The following is a 13119-nucleotide window of genomic DNA, read 5'->3' as shown; positions in this document are numbered from 1 at the left end:
GAACGAATTTATGAAAATAACAAAGAGTCTGTTCCACGCCGGTGTTCTGGGCCTGTCGCTGCTGGCGACCAGCGTCATGGCGGCGGTGCCTGCTGCCGAAGCGGATAAACTGGGCAAGAGCCTGACGCCAATGGGCGCGGAAATGGCCGGTAATGCCGACGGTTCGATCCCGGCCTGGAAACCACTGCCAAAGAATGCCGGCAGCGTCGACAGCAAAGGCTTCCTGTCCAACCCTTACGCCAGTGAGCAGCCGCTGTTCACCATCACTGCCAAGGATGTCGACAAGTACAAGGACAAGCTTGCGCCGGGCCAGTACGCGATGTTCAAGCGCTACCCGGAAACCTTCAAGATGCCGGTCTATCCGTCCCATCGTGGCGCCACCGTGCCGGATGACGTGTTCGCCGCGATCAAGAAGAACGCCACCAGCACCAACCTGGTGTCCGGCGGCAACGGTCTGGAAAACTTCGATACCGCCGTGCCGTTCCCGATCCCGAAAACCGGCGTGGAAGTGATCTGGAACCACATCACCCGCTATCGCGGCGGCAGCGTGACCCGTCTGGTGACCCAGGCCACGCCGCAACCGAACGGCTCGTACAGCCTGGTGTACTTCCAGGATCAGTTCGTGTTCCGCGACAAGATGAAGGACTACGATCCGGCGAACCCGGGCAACATCCTGTTCTACTTCAAGCAGAAAGTGACCGCGCCGGCGCGTCTGGCCGGTGGCGTACTGCTGGTGCACGAGACTCTCGATCAGGTCAAGGAACCGCGTTCGGCGTGGGTCTACAACGCCGGTCAGCGTCGTGTGCGCCGTGCACCACAAGTGTCGTATGACGGCCCGGGTACTGCCGCCGACGGCCTGCGTACCTCGGACAACCTCGACATGTACAACGGTGCGCCGGATCGTTACGACTGGAAGCTCGAAGGCAAGAAAGAGATGTACATCGCCTCCGACAGCTACAAGCTCGACGATCCGAAACTGAAGTACTCGGACATCATCAAGGCCGGTCACATCAACCAGGACCTGGCACGCTACGAGCTGCGCCGCGTCTGGCACGTCGTCGCGACCCTGAAGGAAGGCCAGCGCCACATCTATGCCAAACGTGACTTCTACATCGACGAGGACACCTGGCAGGCAGCGGTCATCGACCACTACGACGGTCGCGGCCAACTGTGGCGTGTAGCCGAGGCGCATGCCGAGAACTACTACGACAAGCAAGTGCCGTGGTACGCCCTCGAAACCCTCTACGACCTGCAGTCCGGCCGCTATCTGGCACTGGGCATGAAGAACGAAGAGAAGCAGGCGTATGACTTCGGCTTCACCGCCACCACCAGCGACTTCACCCCGGCCGCTCTGCGTCAGGATGGTGTTCGCTAAACCTGCGTAAACCCGAGGCCGCATCCTCGTGAAAACGCCCCGACCGGTTCGGGGCGTTTTTGTGTCTGTAGCCTTTTTGTAGCCATTTGTAGCAGCGACCTTCATTACCTCTTCGTTTAAGGCTAGGCTGCGGACATCTGCAACGCCGCCAATCGCCTTCGAACAAGAGCCGGCCATGACTGATCTGTCCCCACTTCCGGGTCCCGCAAGCATCACCGTCGCAGCACTGGACGGGCGTTTTTTCCGCCCACCGCTGCCCGACGGCTATGTCTTGCGGCCGCGCCTTTGCCAGCGTCTACAGGCCGGGCTCGGAGGTCGGTTGCTGCTGGTCAGCGCCCCGGCCGGGTTCGGCAAGAGCTCGCTGGCGGTGGAGTTCTGTCAGAGCCTGCCGGCGCATTGGCAAAGTCTCTGGCTGGGCTTGAGTCCGCGTGACAGCGATCCCGGACGTTTTCTTGAGCGCTTGCTCGAAGGTCTGCAGGACTATTTTCCGGCCTTGGGCGCTGGCGCTCTCGGTCTGTTGAAAATGCGTCAGCGTCATCAGCCGTTTGCGTTCGAAGAGTGGCTCGACGGTCTGCTCGATGAGCTGGCGCTGCATCTCGATCCTGCCGCGCCGTTGCTGCTGGTCCTCGACGACTACCACCTCGCCCAAGGTCCGGTGCTGGATCGTTGCCTGCAATTCTTCCTCAATCATCTGCCCGATGGCTTGCTGGTGATGGTCACCAGCCGCCAGCGCCCGGACTGGCATCTGGCACGTCTGCGCCTGTCGCGGCAGTTGCTCGAACTGCATGAACAGGATTTGCGCCTGACCCACGACGAAGCCCTGACTCTGCTCGATCGTCACAGCAGCTCACTGCGCGGCGAAGCGCTGGAGAGCCTGATCCAGCGCAGCGAAGGCTGGGTCGCCGGCCTGCGTTTCTGGCTGCTGGCGGTGGCCGAGGCGGGCAACGATGCCGCGCTGCCGCAGGCACTGAACGGCGGCGAAGGGCTGATACGCGATTATCTGCTCGAAGAAGTCATCGATTGCCTGCCAGCCGAAGTGCAATCGTTTCTCTACGAAACCGCTCCGCAGGAACGCTTTTGCAGCGAGCTGTGCGATGCGGTCCGCGAAGCCCACGACAGCGCCGAGATCCTGCGCTTTCTCCTCGCCCACCAAGTGTTTCTGGTGCCGCTGGACGAGCACGGTCACTGGTATCGCTATCACCATTTGTTTTCTGACTTGTTGCGCAGCCGGCCAATCGCCCAAGCGATGGTGCCCAACGCCACCCTGCATTTGCGCGCCTGCCGCTGGTTCAATGCGCAGGGCCTGCTCGACGAAGCGGTGGAGCAGGCGTTGCGTGCCGGGCATCTCGACGTCGCGGCGAATCTGGTACAGAACCTGTCCGAAGAACAGCTGCTCGCCGAGCAGAACGTCGGCATGCTGCTGCGCTGGAAAATGGACTTGCCCGACAGCCTGCTGATCAGCACGCCACGGCTGATTGTGCTCTACAGCTGGGCGCTGGGGCTGGCCTGTCAGCTCGACGCCGCTGAGGAGCTGGCCAGCCATTTGAGCCGTTTCCTGCCGGCGCCTTCGGCCACCGCGCAAAAATCCATGCTGGCGCAATGGCTGGCGCTTAGCGGGATCATCGCTCGCGGGCGCGGCCATCGCGATTTGACCCTGCGCTATTGCAGTGAAGCGCTGGAGAGCCTGCCGGCCAAACGTTATGGCCAGCGGCTGATGTGCCTGTCGACCTTGTCCAATCTGGCGATCGCCGACGGTGATCTGTGGCGCGCCCGTGGGCTGAACCGTGAATCCCTCGAGCTGGCGCAACGGGTCGGCAATCCATTATTCGAAGCACTGGCGCATTACGACAGGGCGCGGGTTCTGCAATCGCGGGGCGAGATTCTGCGCGCGCTGGATGAAGTGCATCAGGGCCTGGAGCGGCTGCGCGGTCTGTCGCCGCAACGCCTGTACGCCGTGCGCGCGCGGCTGACGTTGTACGAAGGTTTCCTGCTGGCGATGCGTTTGCAGCCGCAAGCCGCACGCGTACGCCTGCTGGCCGGCATTGGCGAAGCGCGGGCCTGTCGCGACATCAGCGTGCTGATCGGCCACTGCGTGATCGCTCGCCTGGACGGCGCCAGCGGCGAATTCGCCAAGGCCTTCGCCGAACTCGCCGAAGCCGAACGCCTGATGCACATCTGGGACGTACCGCCGATCTACTATCTGGCGATGATCACCCTGGTCAAATGCGAACTGTGGCTGGCTCAGGGCCGCATTGATCTTGCCGAGGCGTGGCTTGCACGCCTGGGCCAGACCTACACTGGCGAACACGCTGCGGCACCACCGGAATTCCATCCGCAACTGCCGTTGCATGTGGAGCTGCAACAGGCGCTGCTCGATGTGATTCAGGGGCAACCGATGCTTGCCGAAGGGCGCTTGAGCGTGTTGCATGAAAACGGCCAGCGGACCGGGCGGCAGTTGCTCAGTGTGATGGCGTTGACGCAGAAGGTGGCGCTGTTGCTGTCGAGTGGACGCGAGCCCGAGGCGCGCAAAGTGTTGAGTCACGCCCTGGAAGCGGCGGCCGGCGGCGTCTACCAACCCTTTGATGCGCTGCTGAAAAGTCATGCCGACTGGTTGCGCGGGCAATTGCAGGCGCTCACTTGCAACGCGGTCGGCCAGCAATTGCTCACGCATTTTCCAACGGCCGCGCCACGCCCGACCGTGGAAAGCTCCGCTACCGAACAACTCAGCAGCCGGGAATTGGCCGTGCTGCGCCTGATCGCTCAAGGCTGTTCCAATCAGGAGATCAGCGAGCAGTTGTTCATTTCCCTGCACACCGTGAAAACCCACGCCAGCCATATCAACAGCAAGCTCGGGGTTGAGCGGCGTACGCAGGCCGTGGCGCGGGCGAAGGCATTGGGGTTATTGCTCTAGCGACGGTAAAATTCGCCATCGGCCGTTGCCAACGGCGTTGACCCTGTCCAGGATTTTTCCATGACCACGCCCAGCCCTGCGCTTATCCGCGAAACCTTCCCCGTCGGCCCATTGCAGTGCAACTGCACCATCATCGGCGACCCGCTCACAAAAAAAGCCATCGTCGTCGATCCGGGCGGCAACCCTGACTTGATCATGGCGCGTCTCGATGCCCATGGCCTGAAAGTCGTCAGCATCATCCATACCCACGCGCATCTTGATCACTTTCTCGCTTCAGGGCAGATGAAGGAGAAAACCGGTGCGACCCTGCATCTGCACAAGGAAGACCAGTTCCTCTGGGACAACCTTGAAATGCAATGCCAGATGTTCGGCGTGCCTTACACCCCGGTGCCGTCGCCGGATCGCTGGTTGAGCGATGACGAAGAACTCGCCTGCGGTTGTGGCGTGGCACTGCACACACCGGGACATACACCAGGTTCCATGAGCTTCTGGTTTTCCGAGGCTAAGCTGTTGATAGCCGGCGACACGCTGTTTCGTCGCGGGGTAGGGCGCACGGATTTGTGGGGTGGCGATCAGGCGACCATCGTGCGTTCGATCAAGCAGCGGCTGTATACGCTGGACGAGGATGCAACGGTTGTCACCGGGCACGGCCCGGATACGCGTCTGGGTGATGAGATGCGCGAGAACCCGTTTGTGCGTGCCTGAATTTTTTGTCACGGGCAGCGGGCGGAATTTTTAGGCATTGTCATGATCCAACGCCCGCGCAGGTCCATTGATTGATCAGTGGCCGCTGCACCACAGAATGCAAAAAGACCAGGAGCTCTCCATGTTCACCACGCGTCGTTTGATTATTGTCGCTACTGCCGTGGCCGTGCTGTCCGGCTGCGCCTCGCCTAATCCGTATGACAATCAGGGTCAGGCCGACGGTGGCTCGCAAGGCATGAGCAAAACCGCCAAATACGGTGGCCTCGGCGCGCTGGCCGGTGCACTCGCCGGCGCCGCCATCGGTCACGACAACCGGGGCAAGGGCGCCTTGATCGGCGCTGCTGTCGTCGGTGCCTCCGCAGCAGGCTACGGCTACTACGCCGACCAGCAGGAAAAGAAACTGCGCGCGAGCATGGCCAACACTGGCGTTGAAGTGCAGCGGCAGGGCGATCAGATCAAGCTGATCATGCCGGGCAACATCACCTTCGCCACCGATTCGGCGAACATCGCACCGAGCTTCTACCAGCCTTTGAACAACCTGGCCAACTCGTTGAAAGAGTTCAGCCAGAACCAGATCGAAATCGTCGGCTACACCGACAGCACCGGCAGCCGCCAGCACAACATGGATCTGTCCCAGCGTCGTGCGCAGAGCGTCGCGACCTACCTGACCTCGCAAGGCGTCAGCGGTGCCAACCTGTCGGCCCGTGGCGCCGGCCCGGATAACCCGATTGCCAGTAACGGTGACGTCAACGGCCGCGCGCAGAACCGCCGGGTCGAAGTCAACCTGAAGGCGATTCCGGGCCAGCAGTATGGTGGTCAGCAGCAACAGCCGGGTACGGTGCAGCAGTATCCATAAGCGATTGCCCGAATGAAGAAATGCCCGGTCCTGTGATCGGGCATTTTTTTGTTTCATCGGTGCGGACCCTTTCGCGAGCAGGCTCGCTCCCACATTTGAAATGCATTCCCCCTGTGGGAGCGAGCCTGCTCGCGAAGAGGCCGGCGAGGGCAGCGAAGATTGCAGATACAAAAAAGCCCCCGGACAACAGCATTGTCCGGGGGCTTTTTGTTGGGCGCGAAACCCGATTACTTCTTCAGACCATAATGCTCATCAAGCATGCCAGGGGAATTTGGCGATTTCGGTGCATAGTCACGCGGTGGTTCCTGATCGCGCGGTGGCGTCAGGCGTTCACGTGGTGCCTGCGCTGCGTCGGCGTGCAGGGCGGCGATCAGACGCTGGCGGGTCTGCTCGTCCAGGGCCAGACGATTGGCGCCCTCGGCGAGATGATCCTGCACTTCCTGATAGCTCTGGGTCAGTTTCTTGACCAGCATCGCGGTGCTGTTGAAGTGGGTGACCACTTCGTTCTGATAACTGTCGAAACGCTCCTGGATATCATCCAGTTGACGCTGCGTGCGGCTCGGTGCGGCGTTCGGCGCAACGCGCGCGATCAGGAATCCAATGGCGACACCCACAACCAGGGCAAGAGTCGGTAACAACCAAACTAAGAGCGAGTGTTCCACGAGTCCTTCCTCTATAAACGGCTTTGCTTTACGTTAACGGCTCGAACCTGCGCTGTATACCGCGATTCACTCGCAATAGATTGGCACAGACAATTTGCTAGACGAGTCGACCCGATTCGAGGTCACGGAGTTCCTCCCTTGCTGATGCGTGAAACCCCTGTAGTGATTGACGGCCCTGTCGGCCAAATTGAAGCTTTGTATCTGTATAACGAGCAGCCACGCGGCATCGCGCTGATCTGTCATCCGAACCCGGTGCAGGGCGGCACCATGCTCAACAAGGTCGTCTCGACCCTGCAGCGCACCGCGCGCGACGCGGGCCTGATCACCTTGCGTTTCAACTATCGCGGCGTCGGCGCCAGCCAGGGCACGCACGACATGGGCACCGGTGAAGTTGACGACGCTCAGGCCGCCGCTACATGGCTGCGGGAAAAACACCCGGATCTGCCGCTGACCCTGTTCGGTTTCTCCTTCGGCGGATTTGTTGCAGCAAGTCTCGGCGGCCGTCTCGAAGCCCAGGGCGTGCAGCTTGAGCACCTGTTCATGGTTGCCCCGGCGGTGATGCGTCTGGGCGAGCAGGATCAACTGCCGCAGCACGGCGGGTTGACCGTGATCCAGCCGGAAACCGATGAAGTCATCGATCCGCAACTGGTCTACCAGTGGTCGGAACAACTCCAGCGCCCCCATGAGCTGCTGAAAGTGGCAGAATGCGGACACTTTTTTCACGGCAAGCTGACCGATCTCAAGGATCTGCTGCTGCCGCGTCTCTCGAATTGATTGCAGTCTGACAAGCGATTACCCATGACCAACCGTACCCGCATTCTCACCGGCATCACCACCACTGGCACGCCGCACCTGGGCAACTACGCTGGGGCCATTCGCCCGGCAATCCTCGCCAGCCGCGACAGCCAGGCCGATTCGTTCTATTTCCTGGCCGACTACCACGCCCTGATCAAATGCGATGACCCGCTGCGCATCCAGCGCTCGCGTCTGGAAATCGCCGCGACCTGGCTGGCCGGTGGTCTGGACGTTGATCGCGTGACCTTCTACCGCCAGTCCGACATCCCGGAAATCCCCGAGCTGACCTGGCTGCTGACTTGCGTCGCTGCCAAGGGCCTGCTCAACCGCGCGCACGCCTACAAGGCCTCGGTGGACAAGAACGTTGAGACGGGTGAAGACCCGGATGCCGGCATCACCATGGGCCTCTACAGCTATCCGGTGCTGATGGCGGCGGACATCCTGATGTTCAACGCGCACAAGGTGCCGGTCGGTCGCGATCAGATTCAGCACGTGGAAATGGCCCGCGATATCGGTCAGCGTTTCAACCATCTGTTCGGCCAGGGCAAAGAGTTCTTCACCATGCCCGAGGCGCTGATCGAAGAAAGCGTGGCGACCTTGCCAGGCCTCGACGGTCGCAAGATGTCGAAGAGCTACGACAACACCATTCCGCTGTTCAGCAGCGCGAAAGAAATGAAGGACGCGATCTCGCGGATCGTCACCGACTCCAAGGCCCCGGGCGAAGCGAAAGATCCGGACAACTCGCACCTGTTCACCCTGTTCCAGGCCTTCGCCACTCCGGCGCAGGCTGACGAATTCCGCAGCGAACTGCTCGGTGGTCTGGGCTGGGGTGAGGCGAAGAATCGCCTGTTCCAGTTGCTCGACAGCGAGTTGGGCGAGGCGCGCGAGAAGTATCACCAGTTGATCGAGCGTCCGGCGGACCTGGAAGACATCCTGCAGATCGGTGCGAAGAAGGCCCGCGCCGTGGCCACGCCGTTCCTCAATGAATTGCGCGAAGCTGTCGGCCTGCGTTCTTTCGTCAATCAGGTTCAGGTGGCCGCGACTACCAAGAAAAAAGCCGCGAAAGCCGCGCGTTTCGTCAGCTTCCGCGAGGACGACGGCAGCTTCCGTTTCCGTCTGCTGGCGGCCGATGGCGAGCAATTGCTGCTGTCGCGTAACTTCGCCGACGGCAAAACCGCCGGCCAGGTGACCAAACAGTTGCAGTCCGGCGAGCCGCTGGATGTGCGTACTGAAGAACTGAGCTTCAGCGTCTGGCTGGCCGGTGAGTGCGTGGGCGACAGCCCGGCGTTTGCCGACATCGGTGCGCGGGACGCCGCCATCGAGGCGTTGCGCGTCGCACTGACTCCAGCTCAAGACTGATCGGCGGCACGACCCGACCAAGGGCCGATTGCCATTCCCACAGGCCGTCGCTACAGTGACGGCCCGTTTTTGTTGCCTTGCTAACGAATTATGACGCCCCTAGAACGATATCAAGCTGATCTGAAACGCCCGGACTTCTTCCATGACGCCGCGCAGGAAACTGCTGTGCGTCACTTGCAGCGTCTGTACGACGACTTGATCGCCGCTGACCAGAACAAGCCGGGTTTGCTCGGCAAGCTGTTTGGCAAAAAGGATCAGGCACCGGTCAAGGGCCTGTATTTCTGGGGCGGCGTCGGTCGCGGCAAGACTTACCTGGTCGACACCTTCTTCGAAGCGTTGCCGTTCAAGGAAAAGACCCGCACGCACTTCCACCGCTTCATGAAGCGTGTGCACGAAGAAATGAAAACCCTGGGCGGCGAGAAGAACCCGCTGACCATCATCGCCAAGCGCTTCGCGGCCGAGTCGCGGGTGATCTGCTTCGATGAATTCTTCGTCTCCGACATCACCGACGCGATGATCCTCGGCACGCTGATGGAAGAGCTGTTCAAGAACGGCGTGACCCTGGTCGCGACGTCGAACATCGTTCCGGACGGTCTGTACAAGGATGGCCTGCAACGTGCGCGTTTCCTCCCGGCCATCGCGCTGATCAAGCAGAACACCGAGATCGTCAACGTCGACAGCGGCGTCGATTATCGTCTGCGTCACCTCGAGCAAGCCGAGCTGTTCCACTATCCGCTCGACGAAGCCGCGCACGAAAGCCTGCGCAAGAGCTTCAAGGCACTGACCCCGGAGTGCACGGCAGCGGTGGAAAACGATGTGCTGATCATCGAGAACCGCGAAATCCGCGCTCTGCGCACCTGCGACGACGTGGCCTGGTTCGACTTCCGCGAACTGTGCGACGGCCCGCGCAGCCAGAACGACTACATCGAACTGGGCAAGATCTTCCACGCCGTGCTGCTTAGCGGCGTCGAGCAGATGAGCGTCACCACCGACGACATCGCCCGTCGCTTCATCAACATGGTCGACGAGTTCTACGATCGCAACGTCAAACTGATCATTTCTGCCGAAGTCGAGCTGAAGGATCTGTACACCGGCGGACGCCTGACCTTCGAGTTCCAGCGCACCCTGAGCCGACTGCTGGAGATGCAATCTCACGAGTTTCTGTCGCGGGCGCACAAGCCTTAAGCGGAGTCTCGGCAAAAAAAAGGCCTGCGATTGCAGGCCTTTTTTTATGGGGCCAGTTCAGCGAGGCAGGTTGCCAACGTTGATTGCTGTTGGCAGCCAACCAGAAGCCAGAGCAGAATTCTCGCTTTGCGCGGGCATAGGAACCCAGCCATCACGGCACCTTTACGCGTCATATCGATTTCACTGCCGACGAAGCCATAGGTCACTTGCGCCGTCGCGCCACAACCGGTGCGGGTGGCGATGATCACTGGAATATGTCGGGCAATGCCTTCGATGACGTTGGCCCAGTTCGCTGAAACATGGCCGGCACCGAAGCCAGCGATCACTAGGCCGGCGTAACCTAGCTCCACAACCTTCTCTAACAGCAGACTGTCTGCACCGAGCGAAGCTTCCAGCAAAGCAATATTCTGGCGGGTGTCTTGGGGGATCGGCAAAACATGGCGCGCAACCGGCGCATGGAAGTAGCGCGGAGCGCCTTCTACTATCAAGCCAGCAGGGCCGGTCAAGGGCGAGGCGAAGGCGTGCATGGCCATTGAATCGACTTTGCGCACGCTACTGGCGCGGTGAATCTCGCCGTTGATAACCACCTGTGCTCCGCGCCCATGACTGCATGCCGCCAACGCAACGCGACCGGCATCCAGCAGGTTTGCCGGGCCGTCAGCCCCTGCTTGCATGGCAGAGCGCATGGCGCCAGTCAGCACCAGTGGCTCGTCGTGCGCCCACAGGTAATCGAAGAAAGTGGCGGATTCCTCCAGGGTGTCCGTGCCCTGGATGATGATGACTGCGGCCACGCCTCGGCTGATCTGCGCGTTGGCCCAGTCCAGCACGTTCAAGAGATATTCGAAATCCAGTGACGCGCTGGGCAACAGTCCGAAAGTTTCGACGGTCAGTTGCCCAAGCGTTTTCAGTTCAGGCACGGTGTTCAGCAGCATTTCCCCGGACACCGCGGGGACGACGCCTCGATCGACGTGCGTCGATTGCATGCTGACAGTACCGCCGAGCGCGGCAATGGCCAGTTTTGGCAGTTCCATGTGATACCTCGCGAAGAAAGACCGGCTGTACCGGGGACTATCCAGATGCCAGCCGGGGCAGGGGAAAGATCAGTGGCTGGCCAGCCATCCGACGATTGGCAGGATCAATAGCGTACTGAGAGCCATCGACAACACGTTACCGATAAAGCCATGCATGAAGCCTGGCAGCCGCTGCGCGAGGGCGCAGGCCAGTGGCGGGGCGATCAGCGCGCCGAGCAGCGCACTGGAGATGATCACTTGCCAAGCGCCGCCGAAGGTAAGGATCGCAGCCGGAACAACGGACACCAGCGGTACATAGGTCGGATACCAACCGCGCGCCATCCACTGCTTGCGCCAGATCACCACGCCCAAGGCCGAGGTCAGCGCCTGACCGGCCAGCAGTTGCGGCAGCAGACCGGTGCCGTAGACCGGGCTCATCGGGTTGAGTGTAAATGCGAGCAACGCACCGACAATCAGTCCCAGACTGGCCCACTCATTGCCGAAGAAAGGCGCTTCGGAAAAATCTGCCAAGACCCGGCGCATGCTCCACACCAGGCCGTAATCCGGCGCCTTGGTGGGCACGGTGGCGCTGGCTTGCATGGCGACCTGCTCGGGTTCCGCGGATTTCACCAGGCTCGGCACACAGCGACAGAGCACGAAGGCGCCGATGCTGGCGATGGCCATGCCCGAAACATTGCCAATCACCACGGGCAGCCCGAGTGGGTTGCATACGTAATTGACCATCAGCAGACACAGAGGTGTCACGAACAGGGCGCCCATGATGGCGCCGTTGATCGCGACCTTCCAGCCTGCACCGAACATCAATACCATTGCGGCAGGCAACGACACGAATGCCGCGAAGGTGGGCTGCCAACTGGTCGCGGTGACAGTCCAGCCCCATAGCAGATTGCTAAGCACCAGGCCCAGCAATGAGCTTGTGACCAGCCACGGCCAGAGCCCGCTGCCGTAACAGATGGTGAAGCCTTGCCAGGCTTTTCCCGTTCGATTCGCCCAATAGCCCAGATATGCACCAGCCAGTAGGCCGATCGAGGCAAACTCGTGTTTATAGAATGCTACCTCGCTGATATCCCCGAGCACCCAGCGCAGCCAGGCAGCAGCGTCGGGAAAGCTCGAGACCATATGGCCGTAATCCGGCCAGCGTGCCGACCACAACGAATGATGGGTGAGCGATAGCCAGGCAATCAATGCGGCCGCACCCAGAATCAGGCCGATGATGGTGCTATCCATCGCGGTTCTGGCCACGATTGTTTTGCGTTGCTTTGCGTGAATGTCCATAGCCCGGCCTCCGGTCAACGCGGCAGGCACGGATGCTGGGTGTAACCGAGCATTCGATCGTAGACATCACAGCGCCGATCACGGTGCAAATCGTTCAGGTCGTTCCAGATTGGCGCACTGCGCGAGCTGGTCAGGTCGATATCGGCGTAGAGGATTTCCTGCTGGTCGGCGGACGCCACGCGGCCAATCGGCCAGCCGTTAGTGCCTGCAATCAAAGAGCATCCAAGGTAACGAGCGCCACGCTCTTCGCCGATTCGGCTGGCCGCCGCGATGAACACGTTGTTGACGTGCGCTGCGGTCATGGTCAGGTACGAAGCCATGCACTTGCCGGCGTCATCGAACAAGGGCGGTGGTGTCCAGACCCAGTTGTTCAGGCTGCAGATGATGTCCGCGCCCTGCTGGCTGAGGATCCTCGGTACTTCGGGAAACCAGATGTCCCAGCAGATCAGCAGACCGATGCGACCGATCGGCGTTTCGAACACCGGGAAACCGCTATCGCCTGCAGTGAACCAGAGCTTCTCCAGATTCCACAGGTGCGCCTTGCGGTATTTGCCGATGAAACCGTCAGGTCCCAACAACACGGCTGTGTTGTACAACCGTGCCCCTTCGCGCTCGGTCAGCCCTGCCACCAGATACACCTGATGCTGGCGGGCAAAATCCTCCCATCGGCTCACGCTCGGCCCATCCGGAACCGATTCGGCGTGATCGAACGCATCCTGTCGAGTGCGAAAGAAATAACCGGTGTTTGTCAGCTCGGGCAAAACGATGAGGTTGGCACCACCATTGACCGCCTGCAGTGCCAACTCCAGGCTATTACTCAGATTCGCTGCACGATTTTGCGTACCGACCTGCGGATCACATTGCACGACCGCGACACGAACGGGGCTGGTTGACTCACTCATTTTTCATGATCCCTTATTGTTGTTTTCACGCCATTGGGTGGCGGAGGAACATAAGAGTCGAGT

The 13119-nt window shown here is 60.9% G+C and carries 11 protein-coding genes; 7 read left to right on the top strand and 4 right to left on the bottom strand.

Annotation, left to right across the window (positions count from 1 at the left end):
• Positions 1 to 10: 10 nt before the first annotated feature.
• The 4 genes from KVG87_RS15940 to KVG87_RS15925 all read left to right on the top strand — a co-directional run bounded on the left by KVG87_RS15940 (position 11) and on the right by KVG87_RS15925 (position 5847).
• Positions 11 to 1375, top strand: coding sequence for a DUF1329 domain-containing protein (locus KVG87_RS15940; RefSeq protein ID WP_024014265.1), 1365 nt, complete (start codon positions 11 to 13; stop codon positions 1373 to 1375).
• A 175-nt stretch (positions 1376 to 1550) separates the two neighbouring features.
• Positions 1551 to 4286, top strand: coding sequence for a winged helix-turn-helix domain-containing protein (locus KVG87_RS15935; RefSeq protein ID WP_217851486.1), 2736 nt, complete (start codon positions 1551 to 1553; stop codon positions 4284 to 4286).
• A 60-nt stretch (positions 4287 to 4346) separates the two neighbouring features.
• Positions 4347 to 4991, top strand: a complete 645-nt coding sequence (locus KVG87_RS15930) for an MBL fold metallo-hydrolase (RefSeq protein ID WP_041479973.1) — start codon at positions 4347 to 4349, stop codon at positions 4989 to 4991.
• A 121-nt stretch (positions 4992 to 5112) separates the two neighbouring features.
• Positions 5113 to 5847, top strand: coding sequence for a YiaD family glycine zipper/OmpA-like lipoprotein (locus tag KVG87_RS15925; RefSeq protein WP_076564082.1), 735 nt, complete (start codon positions 5113 to 5115; stop codon positions 5845 to 5847).
• A 227-nt stretch (positions 5848 to 6074) separates the two neighbouring features.
• On the opposite strand, the gene KVG87_RS15920 is transcribed toward KVG87_RS15925, so the two are convergent.
• The gene (locus KVG87_RS15920) at positions 6075 to 6509 is read right to left on the bottom strand and encodes a Z-ring associated ZapG family protein (protein WP_016773251.1); all 435 of its coding nucleotides are present in this window, start codon (positions 6507 to 6509) and stop codon (positions 6075 to 6077) included.
• Between the two features lie 144 nt (positions 6510 to 6653).
• Between KVG87_RS15920 and KVG87_RS15915 the strand changes: the two genes are divergently transcribed.
• The 3 genes from KVG87_RS15915 to zapE all read left to right on the top strand — a co-directional run bounded on the left by KVG87_RS15915 (position 6654) and on the right by zapE (position 9848).
• On the top strand, positions 6654 to 7283 hold the full coding sequence (locus tag KVG87_RS15915) for an alpha/beta hydrolase (RefSeq protein ID WP_217851579.1): 630 nt from the start codon (positions 6654 to 6656) through the stop codon (positions 7281 to 7283).
• A 24-nt stretch (positions 7284 to 7307) separates the two neighbouring features.
• On the top strand, positions 7308 to 8663 hold the full coding sequence (locus KVG87_RS15910) for a tryptophan--tRNA ligase (protein ID WP_217851484.1): 1356 nt from the start codon (positions 7308 to 7310) through the stop codon (positions 8661 to 8663).
• 90 nt (positions 8664 to 8753) lie between these two features.
• Complete coding sequence (gene zapE, locus KVG87_RS15905) at positions 8754 to 9848, top strand: cell division protein ZapE (protein WP_016773254.1); 1095 nt, start codon at positions 8754 to 8756, stop codon at positions 9846 to 9848.
• A 44-nt stretch (positions 9849 to 9892) separates the two neighbouring features.
• On the opposite strand, the gene KVG87_RS15900 is transcribed toward zapE, so the two are convergent.
• The 3 genes from KVG87_RS15900 to KVG87_RS15890 form a co-directional block, all read right to left on the bottom strand.
• Positions 9893 to 10879, bottom strand: a complete 987-nt coding sequence (locus KVG87_RS15900) for an asparaginase (protein WP_076564080.1) — start codon at positions 10877 to 10879, stop codon at positions 9893 to 9895.
• 69 nt (positions 10880 to 10948) lie between these two features.
• Complete coding sequence (locus KVG87_RS15895) at positions 10949 to 12106, bottom strand: hypothetical protein (protein WP_225930904.1); 1158 nt, start codon at positions 12104 to 12106, stop codon at positions 10949 to 10951.
• Positions 12107 to 12168: 62 nt separating this feature from the next.
• Entirely contained in the window at positions 12169 to 13056 is an 888-nt protein-coding gene (locus tag KVG87_RS15890; protein ID WP_038860996.1) for a nitrilase family protein, read from the bottom strand.
• Positions 13057 to 13119 lie beyond the last annotated feature (63 nt).

The organism is Pseudomonas siliginis (assembly GCF_019145195.1).
GTDB classification, from domain to species: domain Bacteria; phylum Pseudomonadota; class Gammaproteobacteria; order Pseudomonadales; family Pseudomonadaceae; genus Aquipseudomonas; species Aquipseudomonas siliginis.
This window is presented reverse-complemented; position numbering and strand designations above follow the sequence as displayed.

Coding starts and splice junctions, on each gene's coding strand:
- KVG87_RS15925 (WP_076564082.1), top strand. CDS start 5,113: ATGTTCACCACGCGTCGTTTGATTATTGTCGCTACTGCCGTGGCCGTG.
- zapE (WP_016773254.1), top strand. CDS start 8,754: ATGACGCCCCTAGAACGATATCAAGCTGATCTGAAACGCCCGGACTTC.
- KVG87_RS15930 (WP_041479973.1), top strand. CDS start 4,347: ATGACCACGCCCAGCCCTGCGCTTATCCGCGAAACCTTCCCCGTCGGC.
- KVG87_RS15935 (WP_217851486.1), top strand. CDS start 1,551: ATGACTGATCTGTCCCCACTTCCGGGTCCCGCAAGCATCACCGTCGCA.
- KVG87_RS15900 (WP_076564080.1), bottom strand. CDS start 10,879: ATGGAACTGCCAAAACTGGCCATTGCCGCGCTCGGCGGTACTGTCAGC.
- KVG87_RS15915 (WP_217851579.1), top strand. CDS start 6,654: ATGCGTGAAACCCCTGTAGTGATTGACGGCCCTGTCGGCCAAATTGAA.
- KVG87_RS15890 (WP_038860996.1), bottom strand. CDS start 13,056: ATGAGTGAGTCAACCAGCCCCGTTCGTGTCGCGGTCGTGCAATGTGAT.
- KVG87_RS15940 (WP_024014265.1), top strand. CDS start 11: ATGAAAATAACAAAGAGTCTGTTCCACGCCGGTGTTCTGGGCCTGTCG.
- KVG87_RS15895 (WP_225930904.1), bottom strand. CDS start 12,106: ATGGATAGCACCATCATCGGCCTGATTCTGGGTGCGGCCGCATTGATT.
- KVG87_RS15910 (WP_217851484.1), top strand. CDS start 7,308: ATGACCAACCGTACCCGCATTCTCACCGGCATCACCACCACTGGCACG.